The organism is Hydrogenophaga sp. R2 (genome assembly GCF_049843595.1).
GTDB lineage: Bacteria > Pseudomonadota > Gammaproteobacteria > Burkholderiales > Burkholderiaceae_C > Hydrogenophaga.
In genome coordinates this window covers 1,584,339-1,602,692 of record NZ_JBBHZN010000001.1, presented here as the reverse complement: position 1 = coordinate 1,602,692, position 18,354 = coordinate 1,584,339, and the positions used below count along the sequence as shown (strand labels likewise).

The following is an 18,354-nucleotide window of genomic DNA, read 5'->3' as shown; positions in this document are numbered from 1 at the left end:
GCGCCTTGACGGTCGTTCCCGGGCTGGCGAGGGACCCTTGCTGCGGTAAGCTCGCCGCCCGCCTCCGATTCAGCGAATGACGTATTCACTCAACACCCTCAATGCCGAGCGTGCGCAGCAGGCGCCGTCGGGCCTGTCCCGTTTCACCCAGGAGATCGGTCTTGTGCTCGGTGCGGCAGGGTTGCTGTTCTGGCTGCTGGCCCTGCTGAGCCATTCCCTGGCCGACCCGGCCTGGAGCACCACCGGCCAGCACGCCACCGTGAGCAACTGGGCCGGCCGTGCCGGTGCCATCCTGGCCGATGCCAGCTATTACCTGTTCGGCTTTTCGGTGTGGGTGCTGTTTGCGGCCGGCGTGCGGGCCTGGCTCTCCTCCCTGGCGGACTGGCTGCGCAGCAGCCGCGACGAGCCCGTGCCGAGGGAGGTCGAGCCGTCCCGCTGGTGGCAGCGGCCTGTGGTCCGCCGTCTGGGTGGGTGGACCGCGCTGGTGCTGCTGCTGTGTGCCTGTGCCGTGCTGGAGTGGAGTCGCCTGCACCGCTGGGAATCCGCCTTGCCGGACCACGCGGGTGGCGTGATCGGCCTGACGCTGGGCCAGCCTGCGCTGCGCTGGCTCGGGTTCACCGGATCGGCGCTGGCCATGCTGGCGCTGGTGGTGATCTGCCTGCCGGTGGTGTTCCGTTTCTCCTGGGGCCACTGGGCCGAGCAGGTCGGTGCCACGCTGGAAGGCTGGTTCCAGGCCCGCCGCGAAAAGCGCGAGGCGGTGGAAGACCAGCGCATCGGCGAGAAGGCGGCCCGCGAACGGGAAGAGGTGGTCAAGGTCGAGCGGGTCGAGATCGAGGAGCACCATCCGGTGCCGGTGGTCATCGAGGCCATGCCGGTGGAGGTGCCGCAGAGCGACCGCGTGGCCAAGGAGCGGCAGAAGCCGCTGTTCACCGAGTTGCCCGACAGCAAGCTGCCGCAGGTGGACCTGCTGGACGCCGCACCGGGTCAGCAGGCCAGTGTCGATCCGCAGACGCTGGAGATGACCAGCCGCCTGATCGAGAAGAAGCTCAAGGACTTCGGCGTGGAGGTGCGGGTGGTGGCTGCGGCGCCGGGCCCGGTGATCACCCGTTACGAGATCGAACCGGCCACCGGCGTGAAGGGTTCCCAGATCGTCAACCTGGGCCGCGACCTGGCGCGTTCGCTGTCGCTGGTGTCGATCCGCGTGATCGAGACCATCCCCGGCAAGAACCTGATGGCGCTGGAGCTGCCCAACGCCAAGCGCCAGACCATCCGCCTCTCCGAGATCCTGGGGTCGTCGGTCTACAACGACGCGAAGAGCCTGCTCACCATGGGCCTGGGCAAGGACATCGGCGGCCAGCCGGTGGTGGCCGACCTGGCGAAGATGCCGCACTGCCTGGTGGCCGGCACCACCGGTTCGGGCAAGTCGGTGGGCATCAACGCCATGATCCTGTCGCTGCTCTACAAGGCCGACCCCAAGGATGTGCGCCTGCTGCTGATCGACCCCAAGATGCTGGAGATGAGCGTCTACGAGGGCATTCCGCACCTGCTGGCGCCGGTGGTGACCGACATGAAGCACGCCGCCAACGGCCTGAACTGGTGCGTGGCCGAAATGGAGAAGCGTTACAAGCTCATGAGCAAGATGGGCGTGCGCAACCTGGCCGGCTTCAACACCAAGATCGACGAGGCCAAGGCCCGGGGCGAGATCATCGGCAACCCGTTCAGCCTCACGCCGGAGCAGCCCGAGCCGCTGGAGCGCCTGCCCTACATCGTGGTGGTCATCGACGAACTGGCCGACCTGATGATGGTGGTGGGCAAGAAGATCGAGGAGCTGATCGCCCGCCTGGCGCAGAAGGCGCGTGCCGCCGGCATCCACCTCATCCTGGCCACACAGCGGCCCAGCGTGGACGTGATCACCGGCCTGATCAAGGCCAACATTCCCACCCGCATCTCGTTCCAGGTCAGCAGCAAGATCGACAGCCGCACCATCCTGGACCAGATGGGCGCCGAGAGCCTGCTGGGCATGGGCGACATGCTCTACATGCCCTCGGGCACCGGTTTCCCGGTGCGGGTGCACGGGGCTTTCGTGAGCGACGACGAGGTGCACCGCGTGGTGGCCTACCTCAAGGAACAGGGCGGCGAGCCCGACTACATCGAAGGCGTGCTGGATGGCGGCGCCGCCGATGGCGAAGGCGGGGATGTCTTCGGTGAAGGCGGCGGGGGGTCCTCCGGCGAGAAGGATCCGCTGTACGACCAGGCGGTGGAGATCGTTCTCAAGGACCGCAAGGCCAGCATCTCGTATGTGCAGCGCAAGCTCAAGATCGGCTACAACCGGGCCGCCCGGTTGCTGGAAGACATGGAGAACGCCGGCCTGGTCAGTGCCCTGACCAGCAGCGGCCAGCGCGACATCCTGGTGCCGTCGCGCAGCGAGTGAGACTGCCCCCGGCCTCCTGCTGCAACCAACCGGCCCGGTGCGGGTCTCACCCCCCATGAAATCCATCCTCAGCTTCCTGTTCGCCTCCCTGCTGGCCCTGGGCGCCCGCGCCGACAGCCTGCAGTCCCTCGATGCCTTCCTCAAGCAGGTGTCCAGCGGCCGCGCCGGTTTCACCCAGGTGGTCACGTCGCCACCGCGCAGCGGCGAGGCGAAGCCGCGCACCCGCACCTCCAGCGGCCGCTTCGAATTCCTGCGGCCGGACCGCTTCCGCTTCGAGTACGCAAAACCGTTTCCCCAGACCATCGTGGCCGATGGCCAGACGTTATGGCTGCACGATGTCGACCTGAACCAGGTGACCGCCCGCAACCAGAAGGCCGCGCTGGGCAGCACGCCGGCCGCGCTGGTGGCCGCCGGCGGCAACCTGCAGTCGCTCTCGGCGGCCTTCGACCTCAAGGCCGCGCCCGACGCCGACGGCCTGCAGTGGGTCGAGGCGCGCCCCAAGGCCACCGACGGCCAGTTGCGGCTGGTGCGCGTGGGCCTGCGCGGCCAGCAGCTGGCGGTGCTGGACATCGAGGACGGGCTGGGGCAACGCTCGGTCATCACCTTCGCCGACTGGCAGTCCGGTCCTGGCCTGAGCGGATCCGATTTCCGCTTTGTGCCGCCGCCCGGGGCCGACGTCATCCGCCCCTGAATTCATGAAGCCTGCCCAGCAGCCCCACGTTCCCCTGGCCGAGCGCCTGCGGCCCCGCAGCCTGGGCGAGGTGATCGGCCAGCAGCACCTGCTGGGCGAAGGCATGGCGCTGCGGCTGGCGTTCGAATCGGGCCAGCCGCACAGCTGCATCCTCTGGGGGCCGCCGGGTGTGGGCAAGACCACCATCGCGCGGCTGATGGCCGATGCCTTCGATGCCCAGTTCATCACCATCAGCGCCGTGCTGGGCGGCGTGAAGGACATCCGCGAGGCGGTGGAGCAGGCCCAGCTCGCGCGCGACGGGCTGGAGCAGCGCCGCACCATCGTCTTCGTGGACGAGGTGCACCGCTTCAACAAGAGCCAGCAGGATGCCTTCCTGCCGCATGTGGAGTCGGGGCTGTTCACCTTCATCGGCGCCACCACCGAGAACCCGTCGTTCGAGGTGAACTCGGCGCTGCTGTCGCGGGCGGCGGTCTATGTGCTGCAGCCGCTGTCGGAAGACGACCTGCGCCAGATCGTTCAGCGCGCCCAGGCCATCGGGGCCGTGCCGGCTGCACAAGCCGCGGCGGTCGACCGGCTGATCGCCTATGCCGACGGCGATGCCCGGCGCCTGCTCAACACCCTGGAAACGCTGGCCGTGGCCGCCGGCCGCGAGCAGCTGGCCGAGGTGACGGACGCCTGGCTGCTCAAGGTGCTGGGCGAGCGCATGCGCCGCTACGACAAGGGCGGCGAACAGTTCTACGACACCATCAGCGCGCTGCACAAGAGCGTGCGCGGCTCCGACCCCGATGCCGCCCTGTACTGGCTGGTGCGCATGCTGGATGGCGGCGCGGACCCGCGCTACATGGCGCGGCGGCTGGTCCGCATGGCGGCCGAGGACATCGGCCTGGCCGATCCGCGCGCCCTGCGCCTGGCCCTGGACGCGGCCGAGGTCTACGAGCGGCTGGGCAGCCCCGAAGGCGAGCTGGCGCTGGCCGAGTGTGTGGTGTACCTGGCCGTGGCGCCCAAATCGAACGCCGTCTACAAGGCCTACAACGAGGCGCGGGCCTTCGTGAAGAAGGATGGCACCCGTCCGGTGCCCATGCACCTTCGCAATGCACCGACCCAGCTCATGAAGGACCTCGACTACGGGCGCGGCTACCGTTATGCCCACGACGAGGAGGGCGGGTTTGCCGCCGGCGAGAACTACCTGCCCGAGGGCATGGCACCGCCCGGTTTCTACCGGCCGGTGGAGCGGGGGCTGGAGATCCGGATCGCCGATAAGCTGCGAGAACTGCAGCGGCTGAACAATCAGAAAAACTAATCCATCTCCAATCCCTCTTCTGATGCCCGGGAGGGTATAGGGTAAACCCTTGATTCCTCAGGGCAAACCCGCTCAGGTCCCCCAAAAATGGGTCGCTACAATCGCGCACCAACCCGCCCACGGCCTGTACCCAGGACGCCCATGGCGGGTTTTTTGCTAGGTTGAATCAGGGGGCTGCGCATCTTTGCGGCCCGTCCGGTCACAAACACGGAGAACCTTCATGGAAGTTTTGCTTCAGCAGATCATCAATGGTCTGGTGCTGGGCAGCATGTACGCGCTGGTCGCCCTGGGATACACCATGGTGTACGGCATCATCGGCCTCATCAACTTCGCCCACGGCGACGTGCTCATGGTGGGCGCACTCACCAGCTGGACCATCATCGGCATCATGCGTGATGCCTCGCCGGGCATGCCGGGCTGGATGGTGCTGATCATGGCCACCGTGATCGCCATGGTGGTGTGTGCCGCGCTCAACTACACGATCGAGAAGCTGGCCTACCGCCCGTTGCGCAGTGCGGCCCGACTCGCCCCCCTGATCACCGCCATCGGCATGTCGCTGCTGCTGCAGACGTTCGCGATGATCATCTGGAAGCCCAACCCCAAGTCGTACCCCAACCTGCTGTCCACCGAGCCGGTGGCCATCGGCGGTGCGGTGATCTCGATCACCCAGATCACCATCCTGGCCACCACCGTGATCACGCTGGCCTTCCTGATGTGGCTGGTCAACCGCACCAACCTGGGCCGCGCCATGCGCGCCACGGCCGAGAACCCGCGCGTGGCGGCCCTGATGGGCATCAAGCCGGACGTGGTGATCTCCGCCACCTTCATCATCGGCGCCATGCTGGCCGCCATTGCCGGCGTGATGTGGGCCTCCAACTACGGCAGCGTGCAGCACGCCATGGGCTTCATGCCCGGCCTCAAGGCCTTCGTGGCCGCGGTCATGGGCGGCATCGGCAACCTGGCCGGTGCCGTGGTGGGCGGTGTGGCCCTGGGCCTGATCGAGTCGCTGGGTGCCGGTTACCTCGGCAAGCTCACCGGCGGGGTGCTGGGCAGCCAGTACACCGACATCTTTGCCTTCATCGTGCTGGCCATCGTGCTGACCCTGCGCCCCTCGGGCCTGCTGGGCGAGCGTGTGGCCGACCGCGCCTGATCCGGAGGACTGATCATGATGAACAACCAAACCGGCAAGCTGGTCGTCTTCTTCATCGCCGCCGTGGCACTGCTGGCCCTGCCGCTGGTGCTGCAGGCCACCGGCAGCAACTCGTGGGTCCGCATCGTGGACATCGCGCTGCTGTACGTGCTGCTGGCCCTGGGCCTGAACATCGTGGTGGGCTACGCCGGCCTGCTCGACCTGGGCTACATCGCCTTCTTTGCGGTGGGCGCCTACCTGTTCGCGCTGCTGGGCTCGCCCCACCTGAGCGACACCTTCCCGGCCATCAAGGCCGCCTTCCCCAACGGCATCCACTACAACATCTGGCTGGTGATGCTGGTGGCCGCGGCGGTGGCGGGCATCGTCGGCATGATCCTGGGTGCGCCCACGCTCAAGCTGCGCGGTGACTACCTGGCCATCATCACCCTGGGATTTGGCGAGATCATCCGGATCTTCATGCTCAACATGGACCGTCCGGTGAACATCACCAACGGCCCCAAGGGCATCAGCCAGATCGACACCATCACGGTGTTCGGCGTCGACCTCGGCAAGCGGCTGGAGATCGACCTGTTCGGCTTCAGCTACACCTTCCAGCCGGTCACGCTGTATTACTACCTGTTCCTGTTCTTCGTGGTGCTGGCCATCGTGCTGTCGTACCGCCTGCAGGACTCGCGCATCGGCCGCGCCTGGATGGCCATCCGCGAAGACGAGATCGCTGCCAAGGCCATGGGCCTGAACACCCGCAACCTCAAGCTGCTGGCCTTCGGCATGGGCGCCACCTTCGGCGGCATCTCCGGTGTGCTGTTCGCCTCGTTCCAGCGCTTCGTGTCGCCCGAATCCTTCTCCCTGATGGAGTCGGTGATGGTGGTGGCCATGGTGGTGCTGGGTGGCATCGGCCACATCCCCGGCGTGGTGCTCGGCGCGCTGCTGCTGGCCGGTCTGCCGGAGCTGCTGCGCCATGTGGCGCACCCCCTGACTGCCATGACCGATGGCCGCCTGGCACCCGAGATCCTGCGCCAGCTGCTGATCGCGCTGGCCATGGTGGTCGTGATGCTGATCCGCCCGAAGGGCTTGTGGCCGGCCCCTGAGCACGGCAAGTCCCTGAACAAGTGAGCGGAGCACCTTCATGAGCGAGACGATTCTCAAAGTCGCCAATGTGTCCAAGCGCTTCGGTGGCCTGCAGGCCCTGAGCGATGTGGGCATCACCATCGAGCGCGGTCAGGTGTACGGCCTGATCGGCCCCAACGGCGCCGGCAAGACCACCTTCTTCAACGTGCTGACCGGCCTGTACACCCCGGACAGCGGCAGCTTCGAGCTGGCCGGCAAGCCTTACCAGCCCACGGCCGTGCACGAAGTGGCCAAGGCCGGCATCGCCCGCACCTTCCAGAACATCCGGCTGTTTGCCGAGATGACCGCGCTGGAAAACGTGATGGTGGGCCGCCATGTGCGCACCTCCTCCGGCCTGTTCGGTGCGGTGCTGCGCACCCCGGGCTTCAAGCGCGAGGAAAAGGCCATCACCGACCGCGCCCGCGAGCTGCTGGCCTATGTGGGCATCGAGCGTTTTGCCGACTACAAGTCGCGCACGCTGAGCTACGGTGACCAGCGCCGCCTGGAGATCGCGCGGGCCCTGGCCACCGACCCCCAGCTGATCGCACTCGACGAGCCGGCCGCCGGCATGAACGCCACCGAGAAGGTGCAGCTGCGCGAGCTGATCGACCGCATCCGCAACGACAACCGCACCATCCTGCTCATCGAGCACGACGTGAAGCTGGTGATGGGCCTGTGCGACCGCGTCACCGTGCTGGACTACGGCAAGCAGCTCTCGTCCGGCACGCCGGCCGAGGTGCAGAAGGACCCGAAAGTCATCGAGGCCTATCTGGGCACCGGCGGCCATTGATCGAGGAAGCAGACAACATGGCAAACACCCTCCTGAAAATCAAGGGTCTGAAGGTCTCGTATGGCGGCATCAAGGCCGTCAAGGGCATCGACATGGAAGTGCGCGAAGGCGAGCTGATCTCCCTGATCGGCTCCAACGGCGCCGGCAAGACCACCACCATGAAGGCGGTCACCGGCTCGCTGGCCTTCGAGGACGGCGACGTGGAATACCTGGGCCAGAGCATCAAGGGCAAGGGCGCCTGGGATCTGGTCAAGCAGGGCCTGGCCATGGTGCCGGAAGGCCGTGGCGTGTTCACCCGCATGTCCATCACCGAGAACCTGCAGATGGGCGCCTACATCCGCAAGGACAAGGCCGGCATCGCCGAGGACATCGAGCGCATGTTCGGCATCTTCCCGCGCCTGCGTGAACGCAAGGACCAGCTGGCCGGCACCATGTCGGGCGGCGAGCAGCAGATGCTGGCCATGGCCCGTGCCCTCATGAGCCAGCCCAAGGTGCTGCTGCTGGACGAGCCGTCCATGGGTCTGTCGCCCATCATGGTCGACAAGATCTTCGAGGTCGTGCGCGACGTCTCCAAGCAGGGCGTGACCATCGTGCTGGTGGAGCAGAACGCCCGCCGCGCGCTGCAGATCGCCGACCGTGGTTACGTGATGGACTCTGGCGAGATCATCATGACCGGCAACGGCCGCGACATGCTGGACGACCCCAAGGTCCGTGCCGCGTACCTCGGCGAGTGATCGCCGTGCCCCCACGCTCCGCCGCTGCGCGGGTCGCTGCCCCCCGAGGGGGCTGACCCGCCTTGGGGCGGCCCGGCGGCGGGTCGGCCCCCAAACTTACAATCAGGGGTTGGCACATCCAGTGCCCAACCCCTTTTTCATTCATGAGCCAAGCACCTTCCACCCCCGCCGCCGAGTCCGCCGCCCCCGCGGCGCACGATGAGAACCAGCTGATCGCCGAACGCCGCGAGAAGCTGCGGGCCCTGCGGGAAGCGCAGCAGCGCGGGGAAGGCGTGGCCTTCCCCAACGACCACAAGCCGGCCGACCGCGCCGAGGACCTGTTCGCGGCCCACGGCGGGACCAGCAAGGAAGACCTGGAGGCCAACCCGGTGCGCGCCAGCGTGGCCGGCCGCATGATGCTCAAGCGCGTCATGGGCAAGGCCAGCTTCGCCACCCTGCAGGACGCCTCCTTCGGCCCCAGCGGCGGCCGCATCCAGATCTACCTGAACAACGACAGCGTGGGCGAGGCGGTGCACAACGCCTTCAAGCACTGGGACATGGGCGACATCGTGGCGGCCGAGGGCGTGCTGTTCCGCACCCGCACCGGCGAACTCACCATCCACGCCGACCGCATCCGCCTCATCACCAAGAGCCTGCGCCCGCTGCCCGACAAGTTCCACGGCGTGCACGACCAGGAAATCAAGTACCGCCAGCGCTACGTCGACCTCATGACCGACGAGAGTGCCCGCGCCCGCTTCGTGGCCCGCAGCAAGGCCATCTCGGCACTGCGCAACTTCATGGTCGAGCACGGCTTCCTGGAAGTGGAGACGCCGATGCTGCACCCCATCCCCGGCGGTGCCAATGCGCGCCCCTTCAGCACGCACCACAACGCACTGGACCAGGAGATGTTCCTGCGCATCGCGCCCGAGCTCTACCTCAAGCGCCTGCTGGTGGGCGGATTCGAGCGGGTGTTCGAGATCAACCGGAACTTCCGCAACGAAGGCATCAGCGTGCGGCACAACCCGGAATTCACCATGATGGAGTTCTACGCGGCCTACTGGAACTACCGCGACCTCATGGACTTCAACGAGCAGCTCATCCGCCACCTGGTGAAGGTGGTGCGTGGTGAGGGCGAGCTGACCTACCAGGGCCGTGTGGTGGACGTGGACAGCCCGTTCGAGCGCCTCACCATCCGCGATGCCATCGTCAAGTACACCGAGGCCGGCGCCGGCGTTGACGACCGCGAATGGCTCATCCCGCAGCTGCGCAAGCTGGGCATGAGCGAGGAGAAGCACCAGCTCTCCACCCGCAGCCTGGCCGGCCTGCAGGTGCTGTATTTCGAGGAGAAGGTGGAGTCCCTGCTGTGGAACCCGACCTTCATCATGGACCACCCGACCGAGATCTCGCCGCTGGCCCGCGCCAACGACGCCAGGCCCGAGGTGACCGAGCGTTTCGAGCTCTACATCACCGGTCGGGAGTTCGGCAACGCGTTCTCGGAGCTGAACGACGCCGAAGACCAGGCCGCCCGTTTCCATGCCCAGGTGGCCGCCAAGGACGGCGGCGACGACGAGGCCATGCACTTCGACGCCGACTACATCCGTGCGCTGGAATACGGCATGCCGCCGGCCGGTGGCTGCGGCATCGGCATCGACCGCCTGATGATGCTGCTGACCGACAGCCCCAGCATCCGCGACGTCATCTTGTTCCCGGCGTTGCGCCGAGAGCACTGATCCGGAAGGTCGGGTTCGCTCAGGCGAATTCGGCCAGCGCCTTGCGCATCTTCTTCATGGCCGCCACCTCGATCTGGCGGATGCGCTCGGCGCTCACGCCGTACTCGGCGGCCAGTTCGTGCAGGGTCATGCCGCCCGAACCGTCGTCGTTCACCTTGAGCCAGCGCTCGGTGACGATGCGGCGGGAACGGTCGTCGAGCTCGCCCATGGCGCGGGCGATGCCTTCGGTGGCCAGCACGTCGCGCTGGGCCGACTCGATCATGGCGGTGGGCTCGTGGTGGGCGTCGGCCAGCCAGGCGATCGGACCGTAGGTGTCCTCGCCGTCATCGGCAGGCGAGGGGTCGAGCACCACGTCGCCGCCGGCCAGGCGGGTTTCCATCTCGCGCACCTCTTCGGGCTTGACGTTGAGGTCGCGTGCCACCACGTCGATCTCGCTGTCCGACAGCGCTTCGCGGTGGGTGTCGCCGTCGGCGGCGCCGGCCCGGAAGCCCTGCTTCATGGAGCGCAGGTTGAAGAACAGCTTGCGCTGGGCCTTGGTCGTGGCCAGCTTGACCATGCGCCAGTTCTTCAGGATGTATTCGTGGATCTCGGCCTTGATCCAGTGCATGGCGTAGCTGACCAGCCGCACGCCCTGGTCGGGGTCGAAGCGTTTGACGGCCTTCATCAGGCCGACGTTGCCTTCCTGGATCAGGTCGCCGTGCGGCAGGCCATAACCCAGGTACTGGCGCGAGATGGACACCACCAGGCGCAGGTGCGACATGACCAGCCGGCCGGCGGCGTCCAGGTCGTTGTGGTCGCGCAGGCGGCGCGCGGCGTCCTGCTCCTCTTCCAGGGTGAGCAGGGGCAGGCGGTTGACCGCCGAGATGTAGGCGTCGAGGTTGCCCAGCGGCGGCAGCGTGAGCGAACGGCTCCACGGGCTGGCCACGGCCAGGGCGGCGGGGGGTGCCACAGGGATCAGCGTTGCAGACATGGGACCTCCTCAAATCTGTTGAAATGTTAGCACTCTCTCGGAGTGAGTGCTAAAGCGGGAAGTTCCCGGCCTGAGGAGACTCCGGCGGAGGCACCGGCGGGCCGCTCAGTGGGCATGCCCGTGGTGGTCGTGTTCATCGGTGCCCGGGTCACCGGCCAGCTCGCGCCGGGCCTGTCGCAGCACGCTCCAGCCGCCTTGCAGGGCCAGACCGGCCATCAGGCTGGCCACCAGCAGGTCCGGCCAGGCCGAGCCGGTGCCGAACACGCCCACGGCGGCCAGCAGCACGGCCAGGTTGCCGATGGCGTCGTTGCGGGAGCACAGCCAGACGCTGCGCATGTTGGCATCCCCTTCGCGGAAGGCGTAGAGCATCCAGGCCACGACCACGTTGGCCACCAGCGCCACCACGGCCACCACGCCCATGGTCATGTGCTGCGGCACACCGCCTTGCCAGAGCGACCAGAGCGCGGCGCCCAGCACATACAGACCGAAGCCCATCATGGAGAGTGCCTTGACCAGGGCGGCCCGGGCGCGCCAGGCCAGGGCCGACGCCAGCACCGCCAGCGACACGCCGTAGTTCAGGGCGTCACCGGCAAAGTCGACCGCATCGGCCAGCAGCGACAGGGATCCGGACTGAAGCCCGGCGCCGATCTCCACCAGGAACATGGCGGCGTTGATGACCAGGGCGATCCACAGGATGCGCCGGTAGCGCGCCAGGTTGGCGATGGATTGGGCCGAGGGGGTGTCGTGGTGGCAGCAATGGGCGGACATGGTCTTTCCTTTCGATGCCGTATTGAAAACCCTGGAGCCGCTACAGTGTCAAGACACTTCACCCGACCGGGAGATACGCATGCAGATCAAGGAACTCGCCCGCGCCACCGGCGTGGACATCGAGACCATCCGTTACTACGAGAAGGCCGGATTGCTGCCCGCACCCGCCCGCCGCGACAACGGATACCGCGACTACGCGGAGACCCACCTCGAGCGCCTGTCCTTCATCCGGCATTGCCGCGCACTCGACATGCCGCTGGCCGAGGTGGCGCAGCTGCTGCAGTTTCTGGATGCCCCGCCGGACGACTGCAGCGACATCAACCGGCTGGTGGACGAGCAGCTGGCCCGGGTGAGGGCGCGCCTCAAAAGCATGCGGGCCCTGGAGAAACAGCTGCTCCAGCTGCGGGCCCGCTGCGCCGACACCCATTCGGGTCATTGCGGCATCCTGGACGAACTGGTGGCCGCCGCCCACGGCGAGGCCTGTGCCTGCCACGGGTCGCCACCGGTATAAGACGGCATGGCTGACCCATCTTCCGTTCCGTCGACGGTGCCCCAGGGCATCCAGATCCACCAGGCCGATCCGCAGCGGCAGCGTGCCGAGCTGGCGGCCGGGCTGCTCGCACCGCAGGCCAGCGTGTCGCCCAAGTTCTTCTACGACCGGCTCGGCTCGCACCTGTTCGACGCCATCACCGAGCTGCCCGAGTACTACCCCACCCGCACCGAGGCGGCCATCTTCCGGGATGCGCTGAGCGACATGGCGGCCCGCGTGCCGGCCGGCGCGGTGTGGATCGACCTGGGCGCCGGCAGTTGCGCCAAGGCGGCCAGCCTGTTCCGCGCGATGCGGCCGGCCGCCTATGTGCCGGTGGACATCTCGGCGGCTTACCTGACGCAGGCGCTGGCGCCGCTGCGGCGTGAGCACCCGGGCCTGCCGATGCTGGGCATCGGGCTCGATTTTTCCGGCGGCCTTGCCCTGCCGGCCGACGCCGTGCGCTGGCTCGCGGCGCAGCGCCTGCAGGCGGCACCGCGCTGCGTGTTCTACCCGGGTTCGAGCATCGGCAACTTTGCCCCTGAGGAGGCGCTGCGCCTGCTGCGCGAGTCGCACGCCGTGTGCCGGGAAGGGGGGGCCGGCTCGGGACTGCTGATCGGGGTGGACCGGGTGAAGGCCCGCGAGGTGCTGGAGCCGGCATACGACGACGCGCTGGGCGTCACGGCCGCCTTCAACCGCAACCTGCTGCTGCATGTGAACCGCCAGCTCGGCAGCGATTTCCAGCCCGCAGCCTGGGACCATGTGGCGTTCTTCCATGCACGGGAATCGCGCATCGAGATGCACCTGGCCGCCCGCCAGCCGCAGACCGTGAGCTGGCCTGGCGGTGGCCGCACGTTCGCGGCGGGCGAACGCATCCACACCGAGAACTCGTACAAGTGGGAGCCGCAGGCCTTTGCGGACCTGTTGCAGCAGGCCGGCTTTTGCATGCCGGTGCACTGGACCGACGCCCGGGGCTGGTTCAGCGTGTTCTGGGCACCAGCCTGAGCGGCGCCGGTCAGCGGACCGCGCTGCGGAAGCCGGCCAGGATGTCGTTGCGTTCCGCCGTGTAGAAGTTGCGGTAGGCCAGCTGCTGCATGCGGCGTGCGGTGGCCGGGCTGGCGCCCTTGAGCACCGGTCGGCCGTCGAACCAGGGGGCGGAATAGTCGCGGTAGGGGTGCGGCTCGAAGCCCGGGAAGGGCTCGAAGCGGGAGGCGGTCCATTCCCAGACCGTCATGCCCTGCCAGCCGCGCTGGTGGGCGGCGGCGGTCCATTCGGCCTCGGTGGGCAGGCGGCGGCCCGCCCAGCGGCACCAGGCTTCGGCCTCGTGGGCATTGAGGTGGACCGCCGGGTCGCGGGGCTGCACCGGACGCCACTCGCCCCAGCGGCGCTGGACCCACTGTCCGTCCCGTTGCTCCAGGTAGCGGGGGCGGCGGGCGCCGGTGCGGCACCGCCAGTCCCAGCCGGCGGCACTCCACCATCGGGCATCGAGATAGCCCCCGTCTTCCACGAAGGGCAGGAAGCGCGCCCAGCTCACCGGCGCGGCGTCGATCCGGAACGCCGGCAGGGCCACCCGGTGGGCGGCCCGTTCGTTGTCGAAGGCAAAACCGTCGCCGGCCCAGCCCAGCTCGACCTCGGTGGCGTCGACGGCCAGCGTCTGGCCGTCGGCCGCGGCCTCGGATGCCACGGCGCCGGCGAATGCGTGGGGCCCGATCGGGATGTCCAGCGTCTGCGCCATGTGCACCGCCGCCTCGGCGTGCATGTCCTCGTGGAAGAGCGCCAGACGGAAAAAGTAGAGGCCCTGGTCGGTCTCGTCCGCCCGCTCGAGCCAGCTCAGCGTGTCGTCCAGGCTGGCCTGCAGGTCGGCCAGCGTGTCATCCGGTGCGGGCAGCGGCAGTTGCCAGCGGGCGGCGTGGGCGACGGTGCTGGAGTTGTAGAGTGCATCGGCATCGATGCCTCGGGCCGCCTGGCGCGCGGGCCGGCGGGCTGCACACGGGTCGGCCTGCACACCCGCGTGGTGCTGTGGATGGCGGGCGATCCACCAGTCGGCAAACCAGCCGACATGACCCAGTTCCCACAGCGGCGGGTTGAGTTCCTCGCTCAGGGGCACCCGCAGGTCGGGCCCCAGCGCGCGCACGCAGTCGGCATGCAGGGCCAGGGTGCGCCGCCGGCTGTCCTGCAGGGCGGCCGCCAGCGACACCTTGTCGAGGCACCGACCCGGTGGCTGCACGCCCATGGCCGTTGCGCCTCAGCCGACGTGGATGGAGTACACGCCCCAGGGGCACCTGGCAAAGCGCTCCGGCAGGCTGAGCCGGGTCAGATCGGGGAAGCGGTCGGGCTCGTAGACCGCCCACATCGGACCCAGGCCGCCCAGGGCCAGGGGCTGGCCGTCGATGTGGGTGGCCACGATGAAGCCCAGGCGCTTGAGTTCGCCCAGGGTGAGTTCGGCGTTGTAACCGTCCACCGCCCGCAGGCCGACGGGGGTGCTGTCGGTGGCCACGGCACCGGCGGCCTCCAGCACCCGCGCCACGGTGGGGCCGCGCAGCGTGTGCTTCTGGCCGTCGTATTCCAGCGTGGGCCGGATCTCGATGGCCGGCAGGGCGGCGATGTCGGCAAAGCCGAAGGCAAACCCCTTGTCGAAGACCACGCCGTGCTTGGACATCATCTGGTCCAGCGCCTTGTTCAGCGGCGGGCGGTTGGCCTGGCGGATGGCGCCCGAGACGGTCAACAGCGCCGGCGCTGCCGATCGCGCGGGGCTGGCTGCACCGGCGGTGGCCGGCAGCAGGGTGGCGCCGGCGGCGGCCTGCAGGAAACGACGTTTGTCCATGGGGGCTCCGTGGGTGGGGTGTGATCAGTCTTCGAGCAGGCTGCGCAGCATCCAGGCGGTCTTCTCGTGCACGTCGATGCGCTGGGTCAGCACGTCGGCGGTGGGCTGGTCGTTGGCCGCGTCCACCACCGGGAACAGCGAACGGGCGGTGCGGGCGGTGGCTTCCTGCGCGGCCACGAGGTGGCGGACCATGTCGTCGGCCTTGGGCACGCCTTCGACTTCCTGGATGGAGGCCAGCTTGACGAACTCCTTGTAGGTGCCGGGCGCGGGGTAGCCCAGGGCGCGGATGCGCTCGGCAATGATGTCCAGCGCGTTCCACTGCTCGGTGTACTGGCCCATGAACATGGCGTGCAGGCTGTTGAACTGCGGACCGGTCACGTTCCAGTGGAAGTTGTGGGTCATCAGGTAGAGGGTGTAGCTGTCGGCCAGCAGCTTCGAGAGCCCGGCCGCGATCTTCTTGCGGTCTTTCTCCGGGATGCCGATGTCGATGGGAGGGATGCCGGATTTCTTGCTTGCCATGGTGATGCTCCTTGCCAAAACCGGTCATCGTAGCGGCTCGCCGTGGCGGTACCGGAAGCAGCAGATGTCCCCGATCAATCTATTGACAGATATATTGTTGTTCAATATATTCGTGTTGACTGATATTTAAGGGCCGACGACATGAACCTCCCGACCTCATCGCCCCAGCCGGTCCGGCCGGTGGTGGACCCGTTCTTCGATCCCCGCACCTGGACCGTGACCTACGTGGTGCACGCCGGCCCGGGCACGGCAGCGGTCGTGATCGATCCGGTGCTCGACTACGACCCCAAGTCCGGGCGCACCGCCACGGACTCGGCCGAGCGGGTGGCCGCGCATGTGCGCCAGCTGGGCCTGCAGCTGCAGTGGATCCTGGAAACGCATGCCCATGCCGACCACCTCTCGGCCGCGCCCTGGCTGCGCGCGCAGCTGGGCGGGCGCATCGGCATCGGCGAGCGCATCACCGACGTGCAGAAGGTGTTCGCCGGTGTGTTCCACCTGGAGGCGGGGTTCCGCACCGACGGCTCGCAGTTCGATCACCTGTTCCGTGACGGCGAGACCTTCGCGGTGGGTGACCTGCCGGTGGAGGTGATGCATGTGCCCGGCCACACGCCAGCCTGCGTGGCCTACCGGGTGGGCGATGCCGTCTTCGTGGGCGACACCCTGTTCATGCCCGACGTGGGCACCGCGCGTTGCGACTTTCCGGGCGGCAACGCGCATGCGCTGTACGCCTCGGTGCGCCGGCTGCTGGCCCTGCCACCCGAGACGCGCCTGTTCGTGTGCCACGACTACCCGCCGGCCGGCCGCGAGGTGCGTTTCGAGTCCACCGTGGCCGAGCAGCGGGCCCACAACATCCATGTACACGACGGCATCGGCGAAGACCGGTTCGTGGCGATGCGCACCCGCCGCGACGCCACGCTGGAGATGCCGGTCTTGATACTGCCGTCGGTACAGGTCAATATCCGGGCCGGACAGATGCCGCCCCCGGAAGCCAACGGCACGACCTACCTGAAGATCCCGGTCAACGCCCTCTGAGGCGGTCGGCCACGTCCCATCACATTCACATTCACTGGAGGGAAACCATGAAGAAGAACGTTGGCGGCATCGACCGCGCCCTGCGCATCACCATCGGCCTGGCCCTGGTGGCCGCCGCCTTTGCCGGCGTGCTGGGCCCCTGGGCGTACCTGGGGCTGTTGCCCCTGGCCACCGGCCTGATGGGCTGGTGCCCGCCTTACAGCCTGCTGGGCTGGAACACCTGCAAGGCACCGCAGTCCTGAGGCCGGCCGGAGCGCGCCTCAGCGCTCCAGCGGCACGAAGGGCGCCCGGGCCTCGTCGGCCAGGCCGTCGACCAGGGTCTTGAGCAGGCGCACCAGCTGCGCCTGGTCGTTGCTGTCCAGCGGCGACATCAGCCGCTTCGATGCCACCTCGGCCCGTTCCCGGGCCTGGGTGAGCAGCTGTTGTCCGGCGTCGGTCAACGCGAGCGTCTTCTGCCGCCCGCTGGCCACACGCTGCACCACGCCGCGCTCCTCCAGCCCGCGCAGCACCCGCATCACGGTGACCTTGTCGAAGGCCAGTGCCCGAGCCAGCCGCGTCTGGTCGATGCCGGGCTCGCTGTGCACGATGATCAGCACCCCGTACTGGGCGGTGGTGAGTCCCAGGTCGGCGCAGGCGTTCTCGAACACGGCGGCCGCAATCTGGTACATGCGGCGCAACAGAAAACCGGGACGCTGGTAGAGCTCGTTCGGTGTCATGGTGGGCGGCCTGCCCCCGGGAATTCACGGATGCCCGGACGAACAGGTGTCTCCTGATAATGGTTGGCATGCTAACAATCAGGAGACACGCGATGAACCCCGTTAATACCCTGAGTCGCCGCCGTGCCACGCTGGCCCTGGCCTGTGCCGTGGCCGCCGGACTGGCCGCTCCCCTGGCGCTGGCTCAGCCGCCGGCCGAAGGGCCGCTCAAGCTGATCGTGCCCTTCACGCCCGGCACCGGCATCGACCTGATCGCCCGCACCGTGGGGCCGCGCCTGTCTGAGCGCCTGAAGCGCCCGGTGGTGGTGGAGAACCGCGCCGGTGCGTCCGGCAACATCGGCACCGAGGCGGTGGTGCGTGCCCCGGCCGACGGCAGCACCCTGCTGGTGAGCGTGAACACCCTGGTGATGAACCGCAGCCTGTACCCGCAGCTGGGCTTCGACCCGGTCAAGGACCTGGCCCCGATTGCCCTGACCAGCTGGGGCCAGCTCATCCTGGTCACCCACCCGCGCAGCGGCATGACCAGCGCGACCGATCTGGTGGCCGCCGCCCGCAAGGCACCCGGCAAGCTCAACTACGCCTCGCCCGGCGTGGGCACGCCGCACCACCTGTCCATGGAGCTGTTCAAGACCACGGCCCAGGTGTTCCTCACCCACATTCCGTACCGCGGCACCGGCCCGGCCATGACCGACCTGCTGGGTGGCCAGGTGGACGCCATGTTCCTGCCCATCCATGTGGCCCTGCCGCAGGTGCGGGCCGGCAAGCTGGTGGCCCTGGGCATCGGCTCCGACAAGCGCCACCCGCTGCTGCCCGACGTGCCCACCCTGGCCGAGGCCAAGGCCGGCAACGTCAACGTGGACATGTGGTACGGCATCTTTGCCCCACGCAACATGCCGGCCGCGCAGGTGGCGCAGCTCAACCGCGAGATCAACGACATCCTGGGCAGCGAGGAAGTGCGCAAGGCCTTCAGCGCGCAGGGCATGGACCCGGCCACCGGCACACCCGAGGCCTTCGGCCAGCTGGTCGCGCGCGACGCCGACCGCTGGGCCGCCCTCATCAAGACCCAGGGCATCAAGGCGGAATGAGC

The 18,354-nt window shown here is 68.2% G+C and carries 19 protein-coding genes; 13 read left to right on the top strand and 6 right to left on the bottom strand.

Translation table 11 applies throughout. The features are described 5' to 3' along the window. The first annotated feature begins 76 nt into the window (after window positions 1–76). The 8 genes from WD026_RS07770 to lysS all read left to right on the top strand — a co-directional run bounded on the left by WD026_RS07770 (window position 77) and on the right by lysS (window position 9,912). The gene (locus tag WD026_RS07770; RefSeq protein WP_425723044.1) at window positions 77–2,431 is read left to right on the top strand and encodes a DNA translocase FtsK; all 2,355 of its coding nucleotides are present in this window, start codon (window positions 77–79) and stop codon (window positions 2,429–2,431) included. A 55-nt stretch (window positions 2,432–2,486) separates the two neighbouring features. Beyond that, window positions 2,487–3,122 (top strand): outer membrane lipoprotein chaperone LolA, encoded by a 636-nt coding sequence (gene lolA, locus WD026_RS07765; RefSeq protein ID WP_425723043.1) that lies wholly within the window; start codon window positions 2,487–2,489, stop codon window positions 3,120–3,122. A 4-nt stretch (window positions 3,123–3,126) separates the two neighbouring features. Next, window positions 3,127–4,422 carry a replication-associated recombination protein A gene (locus WD026_RS07760; protein WP_425723042.1) on the top strand — a complete coding sequence of 432 codons (1,296 nt, stop codon included), beginning with the start codon at window positions 3,127–3,129 and terminating at the stop codon, window positions 4,420–4,422. A 220-nt stretch (window positions 4,423–4,642) separates the two neighbouring features. After that, entirely contained in the window at window positions 4,643–5,572 is a 930-nt protein-coding gene (locus tag WD026_RS07755) for a branched-chain amino acid ABC transporter permease (protein WP_425723041.1), read from the top strand. Between the two features lie 15 nt (window positions 5,573–5,587). Further along, the gene (locus WD026_RS07750; protein ID WP_425723040.1) at window positions 5,588–6,685 is read left to right on the top strand and encodes a branched-chain amino acid ABC transporter permease; all 1,098 of its coding nucleotides are present in this window, start codon (window positions 5,588–5,590) and stop codon (window positions 6,683–6,685) included. Between the two features lie 13 nt (window positions 6,686–6,698). After that, window positions 6,699–7,469 (top strand): ABC transporter ATP-binding protein, encoded by a 771-nt coding sequence (locus WD026_RS07745; protein ID WP_425723039.1) that lies wholly within the window; start codon window positions 6,699–6,701, stop codon window positions 7,467–7,469. Between the two features lie 17 nt (window positions 7,470–7,486). Then, on the top strand, window positions 7,487–8,203 hold the full coding sequence (locus WD026_RS07740) for an ABC transporter ATP-binding protein (protein WP_425723038.1): 717 nt from the start codon (window positions 7,487–7,489) through the stop codon (window positions 8,201–8,203). Between the two features lie 143 nt (window positions 8,204–8,346). Beyond that, on the top strand, window positions 8,347–9,912 hold the full coding sequence (gene lysS / locus WD026_RS07735) for a lysine--tRNA ligase (protein ID WP_425723037.1): 1,566 nt from the start codon (window positions 8,347–8,349) through the stop codon (window positions 9,910–9,912). A gap of 19 nt (window positions 9,913–9,931) precedes the next feature. Here the strand turns inward: lysS and rpoH are convergent, their stop codons facing one another. After that, window positions 9,932–10,882, bottom strand: coding sequence for an RNA polymerase sigma factor RpoH (gene rpoH / locus WD026_RS07730; protein WP_425723036.1), 951 nt, complete (start codon window positions 10,880–10,882; stop codon window positions 9,932–9,934). A 105-nt stretch (window positions 10,883–10,987) separates the two neighbouring features. Beyond that, a complete protein-coding gene (locus WD026_RS07725) occupies window positions 10,988–11,650 on the bottom strand; it encodes a cation transporter (protein WP_425723035.1) in 663 nt (220 codons plus the stop codon). A gap of 79 nt (window positions 11,651–11,729) precedes the next feature. On the opposite strand from WD026_RS07725, the gene cadR reads away from it, so the two are divergent. Together cadR and egtD are read left to right on the top strand one after the other, a co-directional pair. Continuing rightward, window positions 11,730–12,161, top strand: a complete 432-nt coding sequence (gene cadR / locus WD026_RS07720) for a Cd(II)/Pb(II)-responsive transcriptional regulator (RefSeq protein ID WP_425723034.1) — start codon at window positions 11,730–11,732, stop codon at window positions 12,159–12,161. Between the two features lie 6 nt (window positions 12,162–12,167). Beyond that, window positions 12,168–13,181: an L-histidine N(alpha)-methyltransferase gene (gene egtD, locus WD026_RS07715; RefSeq protein ID WP_425723033.1), complete on the top strand. Its 1,014-nt coding sequence runs from the start codon at window positions 12,168–12,170 to the stop codon at window positions 13,179–13,181. A gap of 10 nt (window positions 13,182–13,191) precedes the next feature. On the opposite strand, the gene senA is transcribed toward egtD, so the two are convergent. Genes senA through WD026_RS07700 form a run of 3 tightly spaced genes read right to left on the bottom strand, consistent with a single transcriptional unit; the run spans window position 13,192 to window position 15,519 of the window. Beyond that, window positions 13,192–14,409: a selenoneine synthase SenA gene (senA, locus tag WD026_RS07710; RefSeq protein WP_425723032.1), complete on the bottom strand. Its 1,218-nt coding sequence runs from the start codon at window positions 14,407–14,409 to the stop codon at window positions 13,192–13,194. A 12-nt stretch (window positions 14,410–14,421) separates the two neighbouring features. After that, window positions 14,422–15,000, bottom strand: coding sequence for a molybdopterin-dependent oxidoreductase (locus WD026_RS07705; RefSeq protein ID WP_425723031.1), 579 nt, complete (start codon window positions 14,998–15,000; stop codon window positions 14,422–14,424). Between the two features lie 24 nt (window positions 15,001–15,024). Next, window positions 15,025–15,519, bottom strand: coding sequence for a Dps family protein (locus WD026_RS07700; protein WP_425723030.1), 495 nt, complete (start codon window positions 15,517–15,519; stop codon window positions 15,025–15,027). 141 nt (window positions 15,520–15,660) lie between these two features. On the opposite strand from WD026_RS07700, the gene WD026_RS07695 reads away from it, so the two are divergent. Further along, the gene (locus WD026_RS07695) at window positions 15,661–16,551 is read left to right on the top strand and encodes an MBL fold metallo-hydrolase (RefSeq protein WP_425723029.1); all 891 of its coding nucleotides are present in this window, start codon (window positions 15,661–15,663) and stop codon (window positions 16,549–16,551) included. Window positions 16,552–16,598: 47 nt separating this feature from the next. Then, the gene (locus WD026_RS07690) at window positions 16,599–16,793 is read left to right on the top strand and encodes a YgaP family membrane protein (RefSeq protein ID WP_425723028.1); all 195 of its coding nucleotides are present in this window, start codon (window positions 16,599–16,601) and stop codon (window positions 16,791–16,793) included. 18 nt (window positions 16,794–16,811) lie between these two features. Here the strand turns inward: WD026_RS07690 and WD026_RS07685 are convergent, their stop codons facing one another. After that, window positions 16,812–17,267: a MarR family winged helix-turn-helix transcriptional regulator gene (locus tag WD026_RS07685; RefSeq protein WP_425723027.1), complete on the bottom strand. Its 456-nt coding sequence runs from the start codon at window positions 17,265–17,267 to the stop codon at window positions 16,812–16,814. A 92-nt stretch (window positions 17,268–17,359) separates the two neighbouring features. On the opposite strand from WD026_RS07685, the gene WD026_RS07680 reads away from it, so the two are divergent. Next, window positions 17,360–18,352 carry a tripartite tricarboxylate transporter substrate binding protein gene (locus WD026_RS07680; RefSeq protein ID WP_425723026.1) on the top strand — a complete coding sequence of 331 codons (993 nt, stop codon included), beginning with the start codon at window positions 17,360–17,362 and terminating at the stop codon, window positions 18,350–18,352. The last annotated feature ends 2 nt before the right edge of the window (window positions 18,353–18,354 follow it).

Coding starts and splice junctions, on each gene's coding strand:
- lolA (WP_425723043.1), top strand. CDS start 2,487: ATGAAATCCATCCTCAGCTTCCTGTTCGCCTCCCTGCTGGCCCTGGGC.
- egtD (WP_425723033.1), top strand. CDS start 12,168: ATGGCTGACCCATCTTCCGTTCCGTCGACGGTGCCCCAGGGCATCCAG.
- WD026_RS07690 (WP_425723028.1), top strand. CDS start 16,599: ATGAAGAAGAACGTTGGCGGCATCGACCGCGCCCTGCGCATCACCATC.
- WD026_RS07700 (WP_425723030.1), bottom strand. CDS start 15,519: ATGGCAAGCAAGAAATCCGGCATCCCTCCCATCGACATCGGCATCCCG.
- WD026_RS07695 (WP_425723029.1), top strand. CDS start 15,661: ATGAACCTCCCGACCTCATCGCCCCAGCCGGTCCGGCCGGTGGTGGAC.
- rpoH (WP_425723036.1), bottom strand. CDS start 10,882: ATGTCTGCAACGCTGATCCCTGTGGCACCCCCCGCCGCCCTGGCCGTG.
- WD026_RS07745 (WP_425723039.1), top strand. CDS start 6,699: ATGAGCGAGACGATTCTCAAAGTCGCCAATGTGTCCAAGCGCTTCGGT.
- senA (WP_425723032.1), bottom strand. CDS start 14,409: ATGGGCGTGCAGCCACCGGGTCGGTGCCTCGACAAGGTGTCGCTGGCG.
- cadR (WP_425723034.1), top strand. CDS start 11,730: ATGCAGATCAAGGAACTCGCCCGCGCCACCGGCGTGGACATCGAGACC.
- WD026_RS07760 (WP_425723042.1), top strand. CDS start 3,127: ATGAAGCCTGCCCAGCAGCCCCACGTTCCCCTGGCCGAGCGCCTGCGG.
- WD026_RS07685 (WP_425723027.1), bottom strand. CDS start 17,267: ATGACACCGAACGAGCTCTACCAGCGTCCCGGTTTTCTGTTGCGCCGC.
- WD026_RS07770 (WP_425723044.1), top strand. CDS start 77: ATGACGTATTCACTCAACACCCTCAATGCCGAGCGTGCGCAGCAGGCG.
- lysS (WP_425723037.1), top strand. CDS start 8,347: ATGAGCCAAGCACCTTCCACCCCCGCCGCCGAGTCCGCCGCCCCCGCG.
- WD026_RS07755 (WP_425723041.1), top strand. CDS start 4,643: ATGGAAGTTTTGCTTCAGCAGATCATCAATGGTCTGGTGCTGGGCAGC.
- WD026_RS07705 (WP_425723031.1), bottom strand. CDS start 15,000: ATGGACAAACGTCGTTTCCTGCAGGCCGCCGCCGGCGCCACCCTGCTG.
- WD026_RS07750 (WP_425723040.1), top strand. CDS start 5,588: ATGATGAACAACCAAACCGGCAAGCTGGTCGTCTTCTTCATCGCCGCC.
- WD026_RS07680 (WP_425723026.1), top strand. CDS start 17,360: ATGAACCCCGTTAATACCCTGAGTCGCCGCCGTGCCACGCTGGCCCTG.
- WD026_RS07740 (WP_425723038.1), top strand. CDS start 7,487: ATGGCAAACACCCTCCTGAAAATCAAGGGTCTGAAGGTCTCGTATGGC.
- WD026_RS07725 (WP_425723035.1), bottom strand. CDS start 11,650: ATGTCCGCCCATTGCTGCCACCACGACACCCCCTCGGCCCAATCCATC.